The organism is Ulvibacter antarcticus (genome assembly GCF_003688405.1).
GTDB classification, from domain to species: domain Bacteria; phylum Bacteroidota; class Bacteroidia; order Flavobacteriales; family Flavobacteriaceae; genus Ulvibacter; species Ulvibacter antarcticus.
Genome location: NZ_REFC01000012.1, coordinates 135,708 through 158,103, shown reverse-complemented (window position 1 = coordinate 158,103; position 22,396 = coordinate 135,708). Strand labels below are relative to the sequence as shown.

At 37.2% G+C, this 22,396-nt stretch carries 23 protein-coding genes; 6 read left to right on the top strand and 17 right to left on the bottom strand.

All coding sequences use genetic code 11. The annotated features are described in order from the left end of the window. Positions 1–105: 105 nt before the first annotated feature. From BXY75_RS05595 to BXY75_RS05535, 13 genes are all read right to left on the bottom strand, one after another. The gene (locus tag BXY75_RS05595; RefSeq protein ID WP_121906736.1) at positions 106–1,326 is read right to left on the bottom strand and encodes a class I SAM-dependent rRNA methyltransferase; all 1,221 of its coding nucleotides are present in this window, start codon (positions 1,324–1,326) and stop codon (positions 106–108) included. Beyond that, positions 1,326–2,090 carry a TerC family protein gene (locus BXY75_RS05590; protein ID WP_121906735.1) on the bottom strand — a complete coding sequence of 255 codons (765 nt, stop codon included), beginning with the start codon at positions 2,088–2,090 and terminating at the stop codon, positions 1,326–1,328. The genes BXY75_RS05595 and BXY75_RS05590 overlap by 1 nt, the downstream gene beginning before the upstream one ends. A 31-nt stretch (positions 2,091–2,121) precedes the next feature. Next, a complete protein-coding gene (locus BXY75_RS05585; protein WP_121906734.1) occupies positions 2,122–2,376 on the bottom strand; it encodes an acyl carrier protein in 255 nt (84 codons plus the stop codon). A gap of 5 nt (positions 2,377–2,381) precedes the next feature. After that, entirely contained in the window at positions 2,382–3,653 is a 1,272-nt protein-coding gene (locus tag BXY75_RS05580; protein WP_121907363.1) for a beta-ketoacyl-[acyl-carrier-protein] synthase family protein, read from the bottom strand. Positions 3,654–3,693: 40 nt separating this feature from the next. After that, positions 3,694–4,131, bottom strand: coding sequence for a 3-hydroxyacyl-ACP dehydratase FabZ family protein (locus BXY75_RS05575; protein WP_121906733.1), 438 nt, complete (start codon positions 4,129–4,131; stop codon positions 3,694–3,696). Continuing rightward, positions 4,132–4,950 (bottom strand): SDR family NAD(P)-dependent oxidoreductase, encoded by an 819-nt coding sequence (locus tag BXY75_RS05570; RefSeq protein WP_121906732.1) that lies wholly within the window; start codon positions 4,948–4,950, stop codon positions 4,132–4,134. 46 nt (positions 4,951–4,996) lie between these two features. Next, positions 4,997–6,049, bottom strand: a complete 1,053-nt coding sequence (locus BXY75_RS05565) for a type III polyketide synthase (protein WP_121906731.1) — start codon at positions 6,047–6,049, stop codon at positions 4,997–4,999. Positions 6,050–6,101: 52 nt separating this feature from the next. Continuing rightward, a complete protein-coding gene (locus BXY75_RS05560; RefSeq protein ID WP_121906730.1) occupies positions 6,102–6,833 on the bottom strand; it encodes a methyltransferase domain-containing protein in 732 nt (243 codons plus the stop codon). Beyond that, a complete protein-coding gene (locus BXY75_RS05555; protein ID WP_121906729.1) occupies positions 6,817–7,941 on the bottom strand; it encodes an NAD(P)/FAD-dependent oxidoreductase in 1,125 nt (374 codons plus the stop codon). The genes BXY75_RS05560 and BXY75_RS05555 overlap by 17 nt, the downstream gene beginning before the upstream one ends. A 78-nt stretch (positions 7,942–8,019) precedes the next feature. After that, positions 8,020–8,733, bottom strand: a complete 714-nt coding sequence (locus tag BXY75_RS05550) for an OmpA family protein (RefSeq protein WP_121906728.1) — start codon at positions 8,731–8,733, stop codon at positions 8,020–8,022. Further along, entirely contained in the window at positions 8,733–9,212 is a 480-nt protein-coding gene (locus tag BXY75_RS05545; protein WP_121906727.1) for a lipocalin family protein, read from the bottom strand. The genes BXY75_RS05550 and BXY75_RS05545 overlap by 1 nt, the downstream gene beginning before the upstream one ends. Positions 9,213–9,253: 41 nt before the next feature. After that, positions 9,254–9,415 (bottom strand): DUF1328 domain-containing protein, encoded by a 162-nt coding sequence (locus tag BXY75_RS05540; protein WP_121906726.1) that lies wholly within the window; start codon positions 9,413–9,415, stop codon positions 9,254–9,256. Positions 9,416–9,512: 97 nt separating this feature from the next. Beyond that, positions 9,513–11,519 (bottom strand): alpha-ketoacid dehydrogenase subunit alpha/beta, encoded by a 2,007-nt coding sequence (locus BXY75_RS05535; RefSeq protein WP_121907362.1) that lies wholly within the window; start codon positions 11,517–11,519, stop codon positions 9,513–9,515. Between the two features lie 121 nt (positions 11,520–11,640). On the opposite strand from BXY75_RS05535, the gene BXY75_RS05530 reads away from it, so the two are divergent. The 4 genes from BXY75_RS05530 to BXY75_RS05515 all read left to right on the top strand — a co-directional run bounded on the left by BXY75_RS05530 (position 11,641) and on the right by BXY75_RS05515 (position 14,844). Beyond that, positions 11,641–12,591, top strand: a complete 951-nt coding sequence (locus tag BXY75_RS05530; RefSeq protein ID WP_121906725.1) for an isopenicillin N synthase family dioxygenase — start codon at positions 11,641–11,643, stop codon at positions 12,589–12,591. 151 nt (positions 12,592–12,742) lie between these two features. Next, complete coding sequence (locus BXY75_RS05525; RefSeq protein ID WP_121906724.1) at positions 12,743–13,069, top strand: translation initiation factor; 327 nt, start codon at positions 12,743–12,745, stop codon at positions 13,067–13,069. 45 nt (positions 13,070–13,114) lie between these two features. Next, the gene (locus tag BXY75_RS05520) at positions 13,115–13,993 is read left to right on the top strand and encodes a nucleoside phosphorylase (RefSeq protein ID WP_121907361.1); all 879 of its coding nucleotides are present in this window, start codon (positions 13,115–13,117) and stop codon (positions 13,991–13,993) included. Then, complete coding sequence (locus BXY75_RS05515) at positions 13,990–14,844, top strand: substrate-binding domain-containing protein (protein ID WP_121906723.1); 855 nt, start codon at positions 13,990–13,992, stop codon at positions 14,842–14,844. The genes BXY75_RS05520 and BXY75_RS05515 overlap by 4 nt, the downstream gene beginning before the upstream one ends. A gap of 213 nt (positions 14,845–15,057) precedes the next feature. Here the strand turns inward: BXY75_RS05515 and BXY75_RS05510 are convergent, their stop codons facing one another. Next, on the bottom strand, positions 15,058–15,723 hold the full coding sequence (locus tag BXY75_RS05510; RefSeq protein WP_121906722.1) for a uracil-DNA glycosylase: 666 nt from the start codon (positions 15,721–15,723) through the stop codon (positions 15,058–15,060). A 33-nt stretch (positions 15,724–15,756) separates the two neighbouring features. On the opposite strand from BXY75_RS05510, the gene BXY75_RS05505 reads away from it, so the two are divergent. Further along, positions 15,757–17,922: an endonuclease MutS2 gene (locus tag BXY75_RS05505; protein ID WP_245962922.1), complete on the top strand. Its 2,166-nt coding sequence runs from the start codon at positions 15,757–15,759 to the stop codon at positions 17,920–17,922. A 106-nt stretch (positions 17,923–18,028) separates the two neighbouring features. Beyond that, a complete protein-coding gene (locus BXY75_RS05500) occupies positions 18,029–18,436 on the top strand; it encodes a thiol-disulfide oxidoreductase DCC family protein (RefSeq protein WP_245962921.1) in 408 nt (135 codons plus the stop codon). Positions 18,437–18,515: 79 nt separating this feature from the next. Here the strand turns inward: BXY75_RS05500 and BXY75_RS05495 are convergent, their stop codons facing one another. From BXY75_RS05495 to BXY75_RS05485, 3 genes are read right to left on the bottom strand one after another with little or no spacing between them, the layout of a single operon-like run. After that, positions 18,516–20,372, bottom strand: a complete 1,857-nt coding sequence (locus BXY75_RS05495) for a CPBP family glutamic-type intramembrane protease (protein ID WP_121906720.1) — start codon at positions 20,370–20,372, stop codon at positions 18,516–18,518. Positions 20,373–20,375: 3 nt separating this feature from the next. Further along, positions 20,376–21,536: a flavohemoglobin expression-modulating QEGLA motif protein gene (locus tag BXY75_RS05490; protein ID WP_121906719.1), complete on the bottom strand. Its 1,161-nt coding sequence runs from the start codon at positions 21,534–21,536 to the stop codon at positions 20,376–20,378. Position 21,537: 1 nt separating this feature from the next. After that, complete coding sequence (locus BXY75_RS05485) at positions 21,538–22,371, bottom strand: N-formylglutamate amidohydrolase (protein ID WP_121906718.1); 834 nt, start codon at positions 22,369–22,371, stop codon at positions 21,538–21,540. Positions 22,372–22,396: the final 25 nt, after the last annotated feature.

The following is a 22,396-nucleotide window of genomic DNA, read 5'->3' as shown; positions in this document are numbered from 1 at the left end:
AAATGTAGGAAAGAAACTCCTGTTTTGCAAACAATTAGAGACGATTTTACAAAATCTAAGCTGGATGATATGGGTGCAATAAAGGAGGCATCGGTAATTTCTAGCTCAATCGCTAAACTTATAATAACCGCATTTTAAGTAGGAACCTTCTTTAAAAGTAACCGGATGATCCATATCATGAGCTGTTCTTGAGATTTCAGAATAAGATCTGGACTGATCGCTTAATATCTTGGTGTTTATTCTGAAAAATTCATCTGCAGTTACGCGAGATGAACAGGAAGCCAATACTAGAATTCCATTTTTAGCAGTAAGCTTATGGCCTAAAGTTGCCAATTGGGCATATTTCTTCTTTGCAAGATCTACTTCCGAAGCACTCTTGGCAAAGCTAGGCGGATCGATTACCACAATATCGAAGTGTCGATTTTGCCGGATCATTTCCTCCATTTCTTTAAATGCATCGCCAGCCACAGTAAAATGTTCTCCCGAATAGTCATTCAATCTTCCATTTAGTTGCGCAATTTCCAAAGCTTGTTTACTAATATCAAGACTTGTTACTTCCTTTGCGCCTTGGGCAAGCGCATGAACCGAAAATCCTCCTGCGTATGAAAAGACATCTAATACTGTTTTTCCTTTAGATAACTCTCCCACTCGCTTCCGATTTGCTCTGTGATCTAAAAAATATCCTGTTTTGTGACCCTTAATCACATTGGCAGAAAAATGAACGCCGTGCTCAACAAATTGTACAACTTCATTTTCCAGGAAGCCATAAAGTACCTGTCCGTCCTTTAAATTTGAATTAGCTTCTCCTTGTAACTTTCTATTCAACCTTAGTACTACACAATCGCAACCGCTTACTTCTATCAATTGCTCGAGTATAATCTCTAAAAACGGAAACCAGATTGCTGAATAAAGTTTAACGACTAATACGTTCGCGTAAACGTCTGCAATAAATCCCGGAAAGCCATCATTTTCTCCAAATAACAGTCTGTAGCTATTGGTAGCCGTTTCTAATAATTGGGTTCGTACTGCAAAGGCAGCTTGTATTTTTTCTAAAAAGAAGTCAGAATTCAGAGTTGCCCCACCATCATGATGCAACATTTTAATCCGAATTGGAGAATCCGGGTCGTACAAACCAACACCAATTGCTTTATTTTTGGAATGACTAAAAATGATTGCAATATCACCTGAAGTTCCTTCTTTATTGATCTTCTCGATACTCTCGGAAAATATCCATGGATGTTTAGTCCTTACACTGCGTTCGCCAATCGCTGTAAGTTTTACGGCTAGTATTTTTGGTGTTAGCTTCGGAAGAATTACATTGAACATTAAAGATGCTTGCTTAGTTTTTTCTGATAACGACCCTGTACTACATCTACAATTACCAAAATGGCGATTACAAAATAGAAAGTCGTCTTACTCATTGGAGTCACGGCATTTCCGAAGAGATGCATATGCGCTAAATGCCCGCCTTCAGAAAGCAACATAACCCCTACAATTAAAAGGATAAATAAACCCAATACCTCATACATCCGATTTTTCTTTAAGAACTCGGTGACCTTCCCGGCCAACCAAATCATAAGCAAACCACCAATAACAATTGCGGTTGCCATTACCCAAAATACGTCGGTAAGTGCCATTGCGCCTAATATAGAATCGAATGAAAACACCAGGTTCATAATAACAATCGATGTAATAACCATATTAACCGATTTAGGTTTGGCATTTTCCATATCATGGGCTTCAAGTTTCATCATATGCATAATTTCCTTTACGGCTGTCCACATAATGAACATTCCACCAAAAAGCACAATGATACTATGTAAATTGAAAGATCCTTCAAATATCCCGTTGTCGTGCAAACCAAATAGTGGGTCCTGAAAAAGGTCTATAAGCCGAAGCAACACAAAAAGTAGCACAATTCTTAAAACAATAGCGCCTCCAATACCAATCTGCCGAACCATTTTCTGTTTATCGGCCGGCGCGCGTTTGGATTCGAGGGAAATATAAAGAAGATTGTCAAGTCCAAGGACACCTTGTAATAGTGTTAGAAGTCCAAGTGTAATAAAATTTTCGATTGTAAATAATTCCATAGAATGAATGGTATTTATATAAGATGTTGCTCTATTTGCTTTCTAATTTCTTTTGAATAATTTGTATCGCATCTGCGACAGTTCGCATCTTTTCCATGTCTTCATTCGCAAATTCAATATCAAATGCATCTTCTACATCGAGAACAATATCGACCAAATGGGCAGAATTAATATTCAATTGGGCCGTAAGATCGCTTTGCAATTCTATTTGGTCTTTCGTAACATCTTCAGGTAAATACAAGGTGATAATTGGTGATAATTGAGTAAAAATTTCTTCCGAAGTCATAGAGGTTAATTTTTTTTAAAGATAACACACGCATTGACATCACCAAAACCAAAACTGGCTTTTACTGCAATATTGATGTCTGCTTTTATGCACGACAACGGAATGCATTCAGTATCAATTAATTTCGTGATTTCAGGATGAAGATCCTCACAATTCACATTGGGAAAAACAAAAGAATGCCGCATTTGAAGAATCGTTGAAACCGCCTCCACGCTCCCACTTCCAGCCAGGCAGTGCCCTGTCATAGCTTTTAATGAGTTGATGAAAGGAAAGTTCGTTCCACGGCGCCCCAATGCTTCACACCAATTCTCAATTTCCAACGGATCTTTTACCGTAGCAGTGAGATGCCCATTAATATAATCGACGTCGCTACCTTGAATTTTCGCTTCCGCTAAAGCTTCTGAAATACATCTTTTAACGGCTTGGCTATTTGGCGCTGTCATAGAGCCATCATTTCTTTGTCCGCCGCTATTTACAGAACCTCCCAATACTTCAGCATAAATAGTAGCCCCTCTTTTCTCTGCACTTTCGAGTGATTCTAACATCATGGCTCCTGCCCCGCTTCCAGGTACAAAGCCAGATGCTGTGGCACTCAAAGGTCTGGATGCTTTTGTTGGTTCATCATTGTGTTTGTAGGTAATCACTTTCATGGCGTCGAAACCACCCCAAATATAAGGACCGTCTTCCCCTGTGCTTCCGCAGAGCATCTGAGTTGCTTTTCCGGAAACGATTCGATCATAACCCATTAAGATTGCTTCTGTTCCTGTAGCACATGCAGCAGAATTGGTGGTAACGCTATTGCCGGCTCCAATCATTCCGCTGAGATATGCACTCACGCCACTCGCCATAGTTTGAACAACCGCGGTACTTCCCAATCGCCTTACTTTTTTATCATCCAGTTTATAAATAGACTCTCTAAATTTTTCAACACCACTTGTGGCAACTCCAAACACAATTCCTAAGTCCCATAAAGCTTGCTCGTCGTTCTTCGCAGCTGAAATTCCGGCATCGGCCAATGCTTCCATTCCTGCCATTACACCATAAAGGATTCCATTGCTATTAAAATTTCGAAGTTGTAATTCTGTGAAGTATTCTCTTTTTTTATCTTCGGAAATGATTGGAACACCACCCACCTGACAAGAAAAACCAAGTGCTTCAAGCTTCGGTTGAAATGTAATACCCGAAGTTCCTTTTCGAATGGCCTCCAGAAATTCAGGAACGCCAACACCATTTGGCGCAACTACTCCTAAACCTGTAATGACAACTCGTTTTTTCATTTCTTTTTTATGTTTCAATTTTAATTGAAGCTATACGATATTAAGCAATTAACATCCCGCTAATAAAGCCTTTGCATACAACTTCTCCTTTGGCATTGAGCATTTTCACCTTGCACTTAAGTTTGTTGAATCTAAAATATTCTTTTTCAGAAATAACGGTAACTGTTTCTCCCGGTAGAACGGCTAGATAAAAATCTATATCCGTATTACTCAATGCAATTTTTAATTCTTCTTGTAATGAATCTCCTAATAAATAAATTCCGAGGCAAACCAAACCAATCTGCGCCATGCATTCAGTTAAAATAACACCTGGTGTGATTGGGTTTCCAACAAAATGTCCTTTATAAAAATAGGAATCAGCTTTAAAAGTATACTTCCCCTGAATGCCATTCTCATCTACAGAAACTAAAGAATCGGCAAACAAAAACGGCTCTGAATATGGAAGTTTCTTTAATATGTGATTGAGGGACTTGTCCATTTATTGAATGCTTTCTCCACCGTCCACTTTAATTACAGTGCCGTTTATCCAATCGGATTCCGGTCTGCACATTAAATACACGACATTTGCCACATCCTTGGGAGTGGTTAAACGTTTAAATGGGTTTCTTTTTCGTGCGAATTCGGCAAGTTTTTCGCTTCCAGGAATAACATTAAAAGAAGGCGTTATTGTAGCCCCTGCTTGAATGCAATTTGATGTGATTCCAATTGGCGCTAGTTCCACGGCCATATTACGCATCAAGGCTTCAAGGCTGGCTTTAGCAGCTGAAACCGCACCATAACCTTTCCAGACTTTGGTATTTCCTTCGCTTGTAAAAGCCATATTACGAGCCTTTACAGTGAATTTTTTATGCTGAATTAATTTCTGTGTCCATTGGTACCAACTCGTTCCCATGGCATGAATGGTAATATCCAGATCTTCACGGGATAAGATGTTGTTGTCTTCAGAAAGCATTGGTTTTACACTCCCTTTTGCGATTGAGTGCAAGAGAAGCTTTACTTTGTTATCTGGGATCTTCGAGAGCACCATTTCTATAGTTTCCGAAGAAAGTGCATCACTATTAAATGTTAATACCTCCACCCCATTACTGCGCATTTCATTGAATCTTTTTTCCAGATCGGGCATATTTGACTTTCTGTCTCTATGGACTATACAAATATTCATGTCTTGTGAAGCTAATTTTTGAGCCGTTGCTAAACCCAGACCACTACTACCACCCAAAATGATTGCCCAAAGATTACTTAGATGTTCGGTGCTTTCTTTGGTTTGTTGATCAGTGTTTTCTGAAGCTTCCTGCATTTGTATTTTATAATTTGATTACTGAGATTAAATGATTTGGTCCTTTTTAAAATTCAATTAAGACAGTTTGTGCTGAAAATCCTGGTCCGAAGCTAAGCATCAAGCCTAGTTCTCCTTTTTTAGGTTTTTGTTCCAGAAATTGTTCTAAAACATAGAGTACCGTAACACTACTCATATTTCCATACAATTTAAGCACTTCTTTTGTATTGTCAATATTCTTTCCAAGACTTCCGAAGAGTGCTTCTACTGTTTGTACTATCTTTTTGCCGCCAGGATGAAAAATAAGATGATCTATATCGTCTATAGTTTTGTTGTTTTTCTTTAGAAAAGGATGGACAATCTTCGGGAAATGATCTGAAATTTGCTGAGGCACTTCTTTATCTAATATCATTTGTAGTCCAGTATTAACCAGTTTGAAGCCCATCATTTCTGTAGCGTCATAAAAGTGATACATATCATCACCCAACACTTTTACACCCGAGTCCGCTTCGTTCGAAGACAATAGAACGCAGGAAGCGCCATCGCCAAAAATAGCCGCACTTACTACATTCACCATGGAGAAATCCTCCAGTTGAAAGGTTGCCGTTGGTGCTTCGATTGCAATCACTGCAGCGCGTTTCCCCGGATTCGCCTTTAAAAAATTATTGGCGTAAATAATTCCTGAAACACCGGCAGCACAGCCCATTTCAGTGACAGGAAGCCGCATAATATCCTGTCTCATTTTAAGGTCGTTGATTAAATATGCATCCACCGAAGGAATCATAATTCCTGTACAGCTCACAGTGATTATAAAATCAACATCTGTAGGTTTCCAGTTGGCTTTTTTTAATGCCTTTTCAAGACACTGTCTTCCTAACTTTTGCACTTCTCTACTATAGATATCGTTTCTTTCTTCAAAACTTGGGTTGGTAAAAACCTCAATCGGGTCCATAATAGAGTATCTTCTGTCAACCCCAGCCCCTTCAAAGATTTTTACCACCTTTCGTTTAAAACGAGGCTCTTGATCTTGCATCCATTCTTTCACAAAGGGAATTATTTCTGAAGTTTCACGGGTATATGATGGAAGTTGCTTGGCAACCGATATTATTTTTACACTCATTAATTCTATTTAATTATTAAAAGATACTAATTAATATTTTTTTCAATCCTCTTTATTTTTTCAGTATCCACATATATCTAAAGGCGAATTTCCATTTTACAAGCGAAACAGTATTTGTTATCTCTTCGGAAATTTCTTTTAATTCGTTCCTTTTGAAGCCTCTGGCAACCGAAACCAAGCCATCGTGTCTTGCAATTTTGGTTTTTAATACGACTTTGCTAAACAATTTGAACAGCACAAAAGCCAATCGGCTTCTATGTAAGTCGTTAATCACGCAACCCACTTTCGCATTTTTCAAAAGTTTATTTAAAATAACCACTATTTGTTCCTTCGGAAAATGATGTAAAAACAAGGTGCAGAGCACAATGTCATATTCAATAGTTGATTTATCAATCTCCATAACATCTAAAGTCTGAAAACTAATATTTTCGAATGCTTCAGACCTCACTTTTGCCTCAGTTAGAATATGGTTATTTGCATCGATTCCAATAAGTTTAAAGTCGTATCCCTTCTTTCTTCCGAAACGGGCACAATTCCGAAGCATTTCGCCATCACCACAACCAACATCCAAAATGGTAATCGTGCTTTGCTTTGGTTGCTGCTTAAGCAGAAACTGCAAGCCTTCTATTGTAACTTTAGTGCCTCCCAACCATTTATTTACGAGTTTAAGATCTGTTAGCAGCTCTTTCATTTCATCTCCCTTCAAGTCGAAATCATCCATAATTTCGGAGGCTCTTGATCGATGAGCCGAAGAGAATTTAACTGCCTTAGATTGTACTTCCATGCGTTCTTTTTATAACTGCAGGAACTATATTTGGAAACAGTTTAGCAATCGAAAACCCTACTCTTGTTGCTGTAGGATGTAGCAATAGACTTTGAATCTTTCTTCCGGATTTGAGACGCTTTGAAAATGTTTTTTTCCACAGCGTTTCATAATTGTGCTCCATCTCCTTGCGATCTATATTCCCATTGGCAGAAGCCTCTAGAAAAACTTCTGAAAATAATTTAGCACTATGAATTGCCATAGCCATTCCATTGCCGCATAAGGGATGAATCAAGCCGGCACTGTCTCCCAACATAAAAATATGGTCCTCGACAGGTTGTTTTACTTCGAACGAAATCTGACTAATAGTTAAAGGTTTTTCGAACTCAGGAATTGCATTTTCGAAGAAGTCTTTAAGATAAGGATTCTGTGCTAATACATTTTCCTGAAACTCCGGGATTTTTCCGAAGCGTTTAAAAGATTTATAGGTTGTCAAATAGCAAGCATTGACCACGTCGGTTTCCGTTTTAGATAAACCACAATAACCACCCACAAAATTGTGAAGAGCTACGGTGTCTTCAGGAAAATCGTATGTATAATGAGCCTTCACGGCCAACCATGGAGAAGCATTCTGAATAAATTGCCGTCCTAAAAAAGTATCGATGTTGGAACGCTTTCCGAAGGCACCAACCACATAAGTTGAAGTGAATTGTATCTCGTTTTTTGTATCAATGGTAAACAGTTCATTGGAAAAAGTAACGCTTTTCACAGTATCAAAAACCACATCAATCTTCGAATCAAGTGCCTCATAGAGTAAATTATCTAACGCATATCTGCTAATTCCAAAACCGCCTAATGGCAACTCTGCTTTTATAAGAGATCCATTAGTATTACTGACCTCAAAATTTGATATTTTTTTGGCACCTACTTCAAACGGTGAAACGCCAAGAAAATCGAGATATTCCAGAACTTCATTCGAAACATACTCTCCACATACCTTATGATTTGGATAAGGATGTTTTTCAATTAACAAGATGTCTAAATTAGCCTGAGAAAGATGCAAGGCAGCCGAAAGACCGGCCAATCCACCTCCTATAATGACAATTTGATATGACTTATAAATTTTCAATCTAAAGTATTCTACAAAGTTAAAAAAAAACCCATCTCAAGAATTTATGAGATGGGTTTTATGTTCTTATAAAATGTTTTAGTTTCCGCCTCCAGATTCCTTTTTAGCGTCTGCCTTCATTTTTTCATTAGGCACAATTGCGATATTTACTCTACGATTCTTTGCTCTTCCCTCGGCAGTAGCATTATCAGCTACAGGAGTTTGTTCTCCATACCAATTGGTAGTAAAACGTGATGTGCTTAAGCCTTTCGTTGCTGTAAAATAAGTAGTAACAGATTTGGCACGACGTTCAGACAACAACATGTTCGATTCATCTGAACCAACGCTATCTGTATGCCCAACCACTACTACATCGGTGTCTGGATATTCCTTAAGAATACCTGTTAGTTTATCCAGATTCGCTTGAGATGCTGCATTAATATTATACTTCGCAGTGTCGAAAAACACACCACTATTCTCATCGAAAGTAATAACAATTCCATCATCAACACGTATCACTTCAGCTCCTGGAATTTCTTCCTCGATTTTTTGCGCTTGCTTGTCCATTTTGTTTCCAATCAATACGCCGGCAGTTCCACCAACAACTCCACCAATCACGGCTCCGAGTTCTCCGTTTCCACCTTTTCCAATGTTATTTCCTAAAATTGCCCCTAAAACGGCACCTCCAGTGGCACCAATTACGGCTCCTTTTTGTTTATTGTTTGCATTCTTGGTCGCTTCACAACTTCCCAATGAAATAATCATTGATAGAGCAAATACAGCGGAAAATAATTGTTTAACTATTAGTTTCATTATTCTTGAATTTTAGAAAAGTTCATACTTATTTTAAAAGGGGACCCATCCACATTTACGGTTTGTTCCCATCGCATAGCGCTTTCGTTTAATTGTGCTAATCTTAGACGTATACCTTTGTTATCATCAGACCTATGCTTTGCATCTGTCGGTTTTAACAAGAAATCGTAAAGCCCTGAAGCTTGATCAATTTCCTGAATTGTAAAGATAAAATTTCTATCCCCTGTAGGGCAAGCTCCATTGTTTATCGTGTAAAGACCTGAGTTGTTGTTCGGGATAAATCGCCAGGTACTTCCTTCAAAGCACTCTTTTGATGTGTCATTAAATATTGTAACATCAAAGGTTCCAGATTCGCTGTAGGAGATATTATCCAGTTGCCAGTAACCTTTCATTACTTTTTTCGAATCTTGTACAGTTTTAGGTACGCCACATGACATAAATGTGGCAACCAAAACTGATAATAGGATGATTTTTTTCATATTAGTTGTTGATTTTTTAAGTGTTAAGTGTTTGTTTAAAATTATCTTTTAAGCAATCTTGAAAGTAATGAAATAACTAGTAAAACAATAAAAATGTAAAAAATAATTCTTGCAATATCAGTTGCGCCATCTGCGATTCCACCGAATCCAAACAGAGCGGCTATTATTGCAATTACGAGAAAAATTATAATCCAACGTATCATGTGAAGTTTTTTAATGATTAGTAATACATCGAATATACAACACTACCAGACATCATATAAAATCTTTGTCTAAAGTTTAACAGCAATTGTTAAATCTTTAATAATCCAATAATTTTTTTAGTTCTTTTCTGAATTTATTCTTAGGAAGGTATTGATCCTCCAAGTTTTTCGTAAAAGGAATTGGTGTTTCCATACTTGCTACTCTTTTAATAGGTGCATCTAGAAATTCGAAACAATTTTCAGAAATAAGCGCAGATATATCTGAAGCCATTCCACCGAATAAAGAATCTTCCTGAAGGATAATCACCCTCCCCGTTTTCTTTACAGATTCATAAATTGCTTCCGTGTCTAGCGGCATTAATGTTCTTAAATCTATTAGATCTGCTTTTATGCCTGTTTCTTCATTCAAGGTTTCTAACGCCCAATGAACTCCGGCTCCATAAGTAACAATAGTAACATCAGTGCCTTCTCTCAACAAGGCTGCCTTCCCTAATGGTATTGTAAAGTAATCGGTTGGCACTTCCTGACGAATACTTCTATAAAGGGCCTTATGTTCAAAAAATAGAACTGGATTCGGGTCCTCAATTGCTGTCGCTAATAATCCTTTGGCGTCATAAGGGAAAGCTGGGTACACTACCTTTAATCCTGGGGTATGAGTAAACCAGGCCTCGTTCGTCTGACTATGAAATGGACCTGCGCCCACTCCTGCACCACAAGGCATACGAATCACAACATCGGCGTTTTCATTCCAACGATAGTGAGATTTAGCTAAATGATTTATAACTGGATTAAACCCTGAAGTGACGAAATCTGCAAATTGCATTTCTACCACCGACTTAAAACCATTGATTGATAAACCCATGGCAGCCGAAACAATGGCCGATTCACAGATTGGGGTATTGCGCACTCTTTCTTTTCCGAAGGCCTCGACAAATCCTTCTGTAATTTTAAAGACTCCACCATATTCGGCTACATCTTGTCCCATAATAATGAGATTGTCATGGCGTTCCATTGATTGACGTAATCCTAAAGAGATCGCGTCAATTAAACGTAGCTCTTCTGTATTATTGGATGCTTTAACTTCCTGATATACAAAATTTTGAAACACATCATTTAATTCGATTGTTTCATCAGCTGTAATTTCGGCTTCGGCAAAAGCAATGTCTAGATTTTCATCGATTTCTGCCTTAATTGCAGTCTTAAAATCTTCTATTTTTTCTTCGGAAAGTAAATCCTCGGCAAGCAGATATTGCTCAAAATTTATCAATGGATCCTTTTCTGCCCATTCATTTAATAATTCATCTGGAACATATTTAGTGCCACTCGCCTCTTCATGTCCTCTCATTCTGAAGGTTTTAAACTCCAATAAAACAGGTCTCGGATCGATCCGCATGCTTTCAACCAATTTCTTTAAGGTTGAATACACCTCAAGGATGTTATTCCCATCGATAATATGAGATTCCATGCCATAACCTTTTCCTCTTTCAGCTAAGTTTTCGCAGTTATATTGCTCGTTCGTTGGTGTTGATAGGCCATATCCATTGTTTTCAATACAAAATAAAACAGGTAATTGCCATACCGAAGCCACGTTTAGTGCCTCATGAATATCCCCTTCACTGGTTCCTCCTTCTCCTGTAAATACGGCACATACTTTTTTATTATCCCTCAGTTTATTTGCCAAAGCAATACCATCGGCCACTCCAAATTGTGGACCTAAATGAGAAATCATTCCTATAATATTGAACTCTTGTGTTCCGAAGTGAAAACTACGATCTCTACCTTTAGTAAAACCATTTGCCTTTCCTTGCCACTGTGAAAACAGTCTGTACAACGGAATCTCACGTGTGGTAAATACTGCCAAATTTCTGTGCATTGGTAAAATATACTCGTCTTTATCCAATACAGTAGTCACTCCTACAGAGATAGCCTCCTGTCCAATACCGCTAAACCATTTCGAGACTTTTCCTTGCCGCAGAAGGATTAGCATCTTCTCCTCGATCATTCGAGGTTTAAGCATGGATTTATAAAGATTGATTAAGGTTTCATCTTCGATTTTAGCGCGATTATAATCGAAATAAATTGTGTTTGTCGTTTGGGATTTCATTGCCATAGTTTGATAGTATCAAATGTAGAAAAAATCACAGTGTCGCAAAGTTTTTCTGTTCCTTTTTTAAATGGAATTTCAAAAGCTATTTTGGTATATTTGTACTATAAATATAATTGTTATGAATAATATACCAAGTGTAGATCTAGCCGATTTCCTCTCTAATGACCCTAAACGAAAGCAAAAGTTTGTGAATGAGATAGGGCAGGCATATGAAGACATTGGTTTTGTATCGCTTAAAAATCATTTTCTTAGTGATAGGTTAGTAGATGATCTTTATAAAGAAATTAAGGCATTTTTTGCTTTATCGGTTGAAAAGAAAAAAGAATATGAAATTGAAGGTCTAGGTGGCCAGAGAGGTTATGTTTCCTTCGGAAAAGAACACGCTAAAGGTAAAAAAGAAGGTGATCTAAAAGAATTCTGGCATTTCGGACAAGAGCCGGCGGCAGATGCTAAGCTTCCTGAAGAATACCCAGATAATGTCATTGTTAAGGAACTTCCTGATTTCAATAAAACCGGAATGGAAGCTTATAGAATGCTTGAAAAGACAGGCGTTTATGTACTTCGAGCCTTAGCGATATACATTGGATTGGATGAGCATTATTTCGACCATTGGGCTGCCAATGGAAATAGCATATTGCGACCCATCCACTACCCTCCTATTACTGCAGAACCAAAAGGGGCAGTGAGAGCAGGAGCTCATGGTGATATTAATCTTATTACCTTATTAATGGGAGCTTCATCTGGTGGATTACAGGTACTTCGGAAAGACGGCGAATGGATAGATGCCATTCCTGAAGAAGATGAATTGGTAATAAACGTTGGTGATATGCTTGAAAGACATACCAATAATAAGTTGCGATCCACTATTCATAGAGTTGTAAATCCTCCAAGAGAAGAATGGGGAAATCCCCGATATTCAATTCCTTTCTTTATGCACCCAAGAGGAGATATGAAATTAGATTGTCTTGACGAATGTGTAGATGAAAAACACCCAAAAGCCTTTGATGATATTACGGCAGGGGATTTTCTATATCAGCGCTTGGTTGATATTGGATTGATTAAGAAATAGGACTAAAAAAAGTAGTTTCTGTCCGTTCGAGCGCAGTCGAGAACTCAATGTTTTAGACTATTATGAAGGTCTCGACTGCGCTCGACCAGTCAACGATGTCAATTTTTTAAAGACCGTTTCAATAAAAACTTAAATTGCGAATATTAAATAAATGGACCTTAAAGATCAATTAAAGAACTTATTTCCCGATCATGAACCCGTTAATGAACCTGAAAAACAGGAAGAAACAACATTGTGGTTACAAGAAGAGCCCATGATCTGTAAATACGAAAAGCGCAAAGGGAAACCCATTACCATTATAGAAGGATATACCGGCGCCGATTCTGATTACAAACAACTCGCCAAGGAGATCAAACAAATGCTAAGTGTAGGTGGGAGTTTTAAGAATAATCAAATCATTATTCAGGGTGACTTTCGGGATAAGATTATGAAGTTTTTACAAGATAAAGGCTTTAAGACAAAACGTGTTGGCGGTTAGAGCGTGCAACGATTTCAATGGATTTTTAAATATGAAAATATAATTTTGAATAAGACCCCAATAAGAGAAAGTGAACTGATTCTAAATGAAGATGGTAGTATTTATCATTTAAATTTAAAACCCGATGATTTGGCATCAACAGTAATTACTGTTGGGGATCCGGACCGCGTTGCTCAAGTGTCTAAACACTTTGATTCTATAGAGGTAAATGTTTCCAAAAGGGAGTTTAAAACACATACGGGACGCTTCAGAGGTAAGAGAATTACTGTGATTTCTACCGGAATAGGAACCGATAATATCGACATTGTATTTAATGAATTAGATGCCTTGGCGAATATTGACTTCGAAAGCAGAACTATACGAGAGAAACTTCAGAAACTTACAATTATAAGAATTGGAACTTCAGGAGCCATTCAAAAAGACATTCCTGTAGATAGTTTTCTAGCAAGTGAAGCAGCTATCGGATTTGACAACCTGCTACATTTCTATGGTAACACAGGTTTTCTAGAGACAGACCTTTCCGAAGCATTTATAAAACACACTCATTGGAACCCTAAAAAATCTGATCCTTATGTAGTTTCGGCAGATAGCTCCTTATTAGCATTGTTCAATTCCGTTGAAATGAAAAAAGGAATCACTGCGACTAATGTTGGATTTTATGGTCCACAAGGCAGGAAACTACGTCTCGACTTGGAAGATGATGACCTTAATAAGAAAATTGGTTCGTTTGTATATACTGGAAATAGGATTACCAACCTGGAAATGGAGACCTCTGGTATTTATGGAATGGCGAAATTATTAGGGCATAAGGCTATATCATTAAATGCGATACTGGCCAATCGTGCGAATGGAACATTTAGTAAACAACCTCAAAAAACAGTAGAACGTTTAATTGAATATACGCTAAACAAACTCACAGAATGAAAGATTTTATAATTGGCGGTGTTCCTGAACACTTTAACTTGCCATGGTATTTAACCTTGAGGGACAAAGAATATACGAAGGAGGGTATAAATCTTCGATGGAAGGATTTCTCTGGAGGTACCGGGCAAATGTGCAAGGCTTTGCGAGAAAAACAAATTGATATGGCTGTCATTCTAACAGAAGGAATGGTTCGCGACATCATTAACGGTAACCAATGTAAGATTGTACAAGTATTTGTAAAATCACCTCTTATTTGGGGGATTCATGTTGCCGATAACTCGAATTACAAGAAAGTAAAGGATCTAAAAGGAACGCAGGCGGCGATAAGTAGGTTTGGTTCCGGATCACACTTAATGGCCTACGTGAATGCCGAAAATCATGGGTGGAACACTGAGGAGGATCTTAATTTTACGGTAATAAAAAATCTGGATGGTGCTTTGGAGCATCTACCCGCAGGAAATGGTGATTATTTTATGTGGGAGAAGTTTATGACGAAACCCTATGTTGATAATGGTATATTCAGATTGATAGGTGAATGCCCTACCCCCTGGCCTTGTTTTGTTATTGCTGTACGAAATGACGTTTTAGAGAATGATGAAGATAGTGTAAGAAAAATTCTCGATATTATCAATATCACAACTGAAGACTTTAAAGAGATTCCGGAGATCGATGTTATGATTGCGCATCGTTACGGACAAAAACTGGAAGATGTTCGTACATGGCTGTCTTTAACGGAATGGAGTCAGGAACAACTCTCAAAATCAGTTTTAAAAGATATCCAAGACCAACTATTAAAACTAGATTTGATCACTTCCAAAATGCCCGCAGATGCCATATTAAAGAATTTATAATTTTTTTTCTTCTCACACGCAACCCCGAAACATATCCTGCATCTTACTTATATAAATCAGTAAGTATTATGATCACTTTTTTAATCATCTTGGGGAGCTTGCTTGTTACTAATTATCTTTTACTAGAATTTAGCTGTAACGATACAACAGAACCAAAAGCACCGGAAGACGAGTAGTTAGCTACCCGACTTTCATATTTTTAACTGTATTTAATCACCATTTAATTGGTGTCTTCCCTTTTTCAGTTAGATATTTATTAGTCTCACTAAAGACATTTTTATTAAACCACCCACCTCTATTGGCACTTAAGGGTGACGGGTGACTACTTTCAAGTACCAGATGTTGGTTCTTGTCTATTTTTTTTCCTTTGTTTTTGGCGTAATTGCCCCAGAGTAAAAAAACCAGATCCTTTCGGTCTTCAGCAAGTTTGTCTATCACTGCATCTGTAAATTCTTCCCATCCTTTCTTTCGATGACTTCCGGGATCATTTTCTCTAACGGTTAAGATAGAATTAAGAAGTAAAACTCCTTGATTTGCCCAATCTTCCAGATTTCCACTTTTTGGAATTTCTTTTTGAAGATTATTATTTAGCTCTTTATAAATATTTCGCAGCGATGGTGGAATTCGAATTCCGTCATTCACTGAAAAAGCCAAACCATTCGCTTCGCTGGGGTTGTGATAAGGATCTTGTCCTAAAATAACGACTTTTACATCTTTAAACTTTGTATGCTTAAGGCTAGAAAATACTTGACTTACAGGCGGATAACATATATTATTTTCATACTCTGTTGTTATATATTCTATAAGATTCTGAAAATAATCTTTACTAATTTCTTCATTGAGAACAGTCTGCCAATCTGATGGTAATTTTACATCCATAATTAGTACTTTTGTGCAAAATTACATGATTAATTGGGAAAGATTCGCATCGATAAAAAAACTTTAGAAGACCTGGAATTTCCGTCGGTTTTGCAACAGGTCTCAGACTTTTGTATTACCAATCCGGGAAAGGAAAAGGTTTTATCAATTACTCCTTTTTTAACTTCGGAAGAAATTGAGCCGGAATTACAACGAGTGAAAGAATTCTCGGTATCATTAGATGGTGACAATCAGATTCCCAATCATGGTTTTGAGCCTATATTCAAGGAACTGCAGTTATTGGATATTGAAAATAGTACTTTGGAAGTATCTGGCTTCAGAAGAATTTTATCTGTTTCTGAAACGACAAGAATCCTTCTCAAATTCTTCAAAAAAAACGAAGAGTTTTACATCCATCTTAACGAGCTTTCTGAAGCAGTAGACTATACTTCGGATGTTTCCGAAGCTATTCAGAAAATAATAGACAAATACGGCGAAATAAGCGACGATGCCTCCCCTCAATTGGGAATTATTAGAAGACGATTAAATGTTGTAAAAGGACAAATTAATTCTTCCTTTTTAAAAGCATTAACCCGTTATGCCCAAGCGGACTATCTGGATGATATTCGGGAAACTATCGTGGACAATCGTAGAGTATTGGCAGTAAAAGCAATGCATCGCAAAAAAATAAAAGGTGCCGTACTCGGGAATTCTAAAACCGGAAGCATTGTATATATAGAGCCTCAAGACACGCTGGAATTCACCAACGAATTAAGCAATCTTATATACGAAGAGCTTGAAGAGGTAAAAAGAATCCTAAAACAGCTCACCGAATTCATTAGACCCTACAAGGAATTACTAGCTTCCTATCAGGCTTATTTAATAGATATGGATATGCTGTCTGCAAAGGCGAAATACGCTGTAAAAATTTCAGCAGCTCTTCCAATAATTAGTGAGAATCGGATTTTATCTTTAATAGACGCCTACCATCCATTATTATTGGCAGCTAACAATAAACGAAAAGAGAAAACGTATCCGCAGAGTATCGCATTAGACCCTAACGGTCGAATTATAGTGATTTCAGGACCCAATGCAGGAGGAAAAAGTATTACTCTGAAGACAGTAGGACTTTTACAACTTATGCTACAAAGCGGGATGATGGTTCCAGTTGAGCCTCAAAGTGAGTTTTGTTTTTTTGATCGTATCCTTACCGATATTGGCGATAATCAGTCGATTGAAAATCATTTAAGCACCTATAGTTATCGTTTAAAGAAGATGAACCATTTTCTAAAAAAGTGTAACAAAAACACCTTGTTTCTTATTGATGAATTCGGAACTGGTAGCGATCCGGAGTTAGGAGGAGCGCTGGCTGAAACATTTTTGGAAGTTTTCTACGAAAGAGAAGCCTTCGGAATTATTACCACCCACTATGCCAATTTGAAACTGCTGGCTAATGAATTACCAAATGCGATTAATGCGAATATGCAGTTCGATAGTCGTACACTAGAGCCATTGTACAAACTACATTTAGGAGAAGCCGGAAGTTCCTTCACATTTGAAGTAGCACAGAAAAATGGAATTCCGTATAGTCTGATTAACAGGTCCAAGAAAAAAATTGAAAGGGGCAAGATTCGTTTCGATAAAACCATTGCTAACCTTCAGAAAGAACGATCAAAACTTCGAAAAACCTCCGAATCTTTAGAGTCTTCAGAAAAGAAAGCGAGACTGGAAAGTAAACAATTGGAAGAGATAAACTTAAAGGTGCAAGATAAATTGGAAAGCTATCAGGAGTTATATGATACGAACCAGAAGATGATTAGTTTGGGCAAGAAGTTTGATGTACTTTCTGAAAAATATTTCAACAATAAACAGAAAAAACATTTGCAGGATGAGCTCATGAAAATGGTCATGGTCGAAAATAGCAAGCGAAAAAAATTAGCTCCAAAAGCTAAAAAGGTTGTCAAAGCCAAAGAACGTATCACCCAGAAAGAAGTAGAACAGAAGGTCGAAGTTATTAGAACAAGAAAAAAGAAAGAGAAGGCAGAAGCTAAGAAAGCTCCTCCTCCTAAACCAAAAGTGACCTTAAAAATTGGAGATCGAGTACGTATGATCGATGGAAAGGCAATTGGAACCATTGACAGTTTGGAGAAAAACAAGGCTTTTGTTAATTATGGTATTTTTACGACTAATGTGAGTGTGGAGGAATTGGAAAAGGTGTAGTTTTAAGCAGTGAGTAGTAAGAAGTAAGAAGTAAGAGGAATCCTGCCTTTCGGCAGTAGGAACGAAAGAACTGCTTTCAAATTTTGTTAGGCCAATACATAATAAATTGAAAAAAGAAACAAAACATAAAATAATTCTATTCGACGGGGTTTGTAACCTCTGCAATAGCACTATTGTTCGGATTATCAAGAATGATAATAAGGATATATTCCGATTTACTCCATTGCAAAGTGCTGTGGGCATGGTGATGATTACGGAACACGGTATTGACACTTCCGATACGGATTCGGTTATCTTGATTGATAATGGGAAAGCTTATATAAAATCCACTGCGGCTTTAAGAATTGCTCGTAAACTTTCCGGGGGCTATTCCCTACTCTATGGGTTTATGATTTTTCCAAAATTTATTCGAGATGCTGTTTATAATTTTATTGCGAAGAATCGTTACAAATGGTTTGGCAAAAAAGAAAGTTGTATGATCCCTACTCCAGAGCTTAAGAAAAAATTCCTTTAGAATCCAGATTCTTTTTTAATATTAGTTTCAATTTTGCGTTCGATGAAACCAATTTTATTAAAATAAATGGAAGCTCAATTTAACCCGAAACGAGCTTATATGCATTGTAAAGTGCCCAAACCACAAGGAAATTATTGACGGCATGAAATATTATTCCGGTAAGTAGTCCGTTAGTGCGCTTTGCGGTATATCCGGTAATAAGACCGAAAATAAAATAGAAGATAAAAAGGCCCAAATTAAAATGTACTGTTGCAAATAACGCGGCCTGAAAGATGTTCGCCTTGACAAAGCCAATGTGTTTTTCGGTAGAAGAAAGTATGATTCCTCTAAAGATGATCTCTTCATAAAATGGAACCAGACCGGCGACGAGTATAGCCGTGAGAATAAAACCTCGCTGTGCAATCAAGACACTTATTTCTTCTTCAATATCCAAAGAAGTGATGTAATAAACAACATCAGTAAGGTCGATAAAACTGCCTAGTATTCTAAGAATTATACCATTTAGAATCACGAAGCCCCAACTCAAAACGAGCATGCGAATAATGCTAATCTTCGAATTAAAAATATAATGTAATCGCTTCTTATTTAAAAATAGCAATGTTAAAACGAAGGTCGAACAAGTAAAGAAAATAATGGAGTTGGCTGTGAGGATATCTGTCTCATTGCTTATTTCATCTAAATATGAATAGGTCACATCAAAGAAATAATTCATATAATCTGCATAGTAATAAACCAGCACCAACAGTACTTGAGCCAATAAATACACAAAACTAATTAGCCAGAAGTGTTTTAGTCCCCAAAGATTTGGAAGATCCGTTTTGATAGTAAAACGTTTGCTTCGGAAAAATTTTCCTAGCGCATAAACGGGAAGTACCCAAATATAAGGCAATACCAAAAGAACTAGAAAAAGTAAAAGTAATAGTGGGATATGTGATATTTCATTAATACTCCAGCCTTGAAATGGAGCTTTTAAGAAGATCTCAAAACGTTTTATTCCGAAGAAATCATCAAAATAGCTTTCCTCCTGCAACTTTCTATATACAGCCAGCGCCGTCTCACCATTTGAATGATCCATGTCATGCTTCAACAAAGCTTGAAGGTTGGCGCTTTTATTATACTCGTTGAGCGTATCCTTAAGTAAAAATGACCTCGCATATTCCGGGTCACCGTTCTTTAGGAATATTTTATACAGACTTTCATTGTTTACATATGAAGAATCCTTTTTTTCAACCCTGTCAAAAATTTCAAGCGCAGTATCGGTTTCGTCAAGTTCAATCAATAATTCCCCCTTCTGACTCAAAACCCAGGCTTCGCTATCAAATTCGAGGGTCGACAACAATTGCGTTTTGGCCTCCTCCTTCTTTCCTTCTCTAATATAAGCTCGTGCCAACATTACTGAAAGATCCAGACTGTCATTTTTCAATAATGCCTTTTCGGCATAAGAAATTGCCTTGTTATCATCGTTTTCCTCATATTGATAGGCTGCCGATTCGAATAATTCGGCTTCCTGTTTATCATTCCAAGAAGTAGTTTCTTTGTAAAACTCGTCTAATATTTCATCTAAATACACCCCTTTTTCGTCACCCCAAAGTGTTTCTAGCTTATACAAAATGACATCAGGATGCTTTGGATAATTATCAAATAGTGTATTCTGACAAGCTTCTGTTTTTTCATAATTAAGGTCATAATCCTCGTAAGTGTCATAATATGCCGATCCAATAAATTTACAACGGTAAACCTGAACTTCAATATTATCGAGATTCGATTTGAGAAAAGCATCGTAAGAAGCTAGAATTTCATCGTATTTAAGATCTTTTGAATTTGATAATAATGTTACAAAAGCTTCATTACTGTTTAAATCGTCGACATTTATGTTCTGAGAAAAAACATTAAATGTAAGAAGGATGAAAACTAACGATACTGTCTTTTTTAGCATAGATTATTTTAAATGCTGCAGAATAAAATTAAGGGTCGCATTCGAGTTTTTGTTGGAGTTGAAAGCATCATTTCTGTACCGAATATCCTGTGCAAGACCATTCTCTTGCCACTTTGAAACTATATGTGCATTTTCAATGGATACTTTTCCGGCGAGCAATACGTCCATATTATTGTTGGCATGGTAGTAATCATACACTTTCTTTAAACCAGTGAGGTACATATAATCTTTGGTAAAACCTCCCCCACGATGAGCCCTCAAACTTATATTATAAGATTCTTCGCGATTCAATTTATACTGATTATGCAACAAATCGAAGGTATCGCAAAAATTAAATCCTTTATGTAAACTATCGGCCGCAATTACTCTGTATGCAAGCTCTTTGAGTCTATGTAATGTTAGGCAGTCGCTCATATATTCGCTAAATACCGCCAAACCTTCCTGAGTTTCAACGTTATTTGGAAAGCCATTATGAAAGATCTTTAAAGACTGATTTAAACCATTAAAGGTAGTTACAAGGTGTACTCCAATCTCGTGATTGGCCAATACTTTTAATTGATTTGCACTAAACCTATGATTCTTTTTGAGTAATAAGGTCTGCGAATTATTTAAAACCATTGCGGCTGCCGCCAATTTGGTTGAAGGCTTGATTTTAAGCTCAAAATCATAGCGTTTCACAAACTCTCTAAAATAGGCTTCCGCTTCATCTACATTAAAAACCGGGAACATTTCCTGGTTAAACTCTTCATCTTTAAAATGAAGTATAAACTGAGCATTTTCAACATCCTTTTGTGTAGGCGTTCCGAATGATTTCAACGAATTATAATAAAACTTACGTCCTTGTCCTATCGCCTCAATACACTGTATTAATCCTGAATAATCGTAAATAACATCCTGATAAAAGGCTCTGGAATCATCATCTAATATAGAATCTATATCCTGCGAAAATAGTTCTTGCTGCAGTTTATGCGGATTAAAATCTATTTTTCGGTACTTGAAATTAGGATTGACATTGTATTTGGAAGAGAAAAAGTTTCGTTTTTCCTGTTCAATATTGATAGGATTCACATAATTGAGCAGTTCGATCTTCTGAACTAAATTGTTCAAATGATTATCTATTCTGAATAAATTTGGATTTGTTTCAATAGGGATTTCGGACTGCATGCTACTCTTTTTTGAACGTCTGGTAGAAGGCTTCGGCATGTGATTGGAGTTTTTTCTGAAGCTGTTTCTCAATAGCAGCAACTACTTCAGGAAAAATAAGCTCTTTTAATTCATCACAATAGATCTTCTTAAACTCAGTCGCCAAAACTAAGGTATTTTTAAAGTTATTGGTAATATATTTCAGAAAATAACCATTTCCCTGAAAGGTGTCGTTAATTTTTGATGTCGCTTCTACCCTATTTGGTAAAACCAATTGCGAAAGAGATTCCCTCCAGGATTCTGCCCAATTTCCAAAACGATTATTGTCGATATTAGACGTGCCCAAATTGACTACCGGAACTTCTCTATCCCACCGTCTCCAATTATATGAATGCATATCATACACCACTAAAGCACCGAATTTTGCTTCAAGGACCGAAATTAGAGCATGAACCACACTGTAAAACGCGTGATGCTTATCCAAACTTTTGGAATGTTCTTCGTCGCTTAGCGGAGTTTTCCATAACTTTTTGCCCCAGGCATCCTCATAAATGGCATTCTCCGGATCCCGATTTAGATCGTACTCGAATCGGCTGTCACAACCGGCAATTACAATTGGGTGAGATTTAACAAACTCCTTAGTACACGGATCTTCTTCAAACCAACGATCGTATTCAGTGTGTAAACATTTTTCCCAAAGTTCACTTCGGAATTGATGTCCGTCATGAACAGCAGCGCAAACATAAGGCACGTAAGCGTCTATTTTCAAGGTAAACGAATAATCCTCGGCAACTGCTTCGAAGGTTTCTTCCGTCGTAATTTTATTAATTATTTCTGAAACGCTTAATCGTTCCATAGAATCTGGGTTAAAATTGAATTAT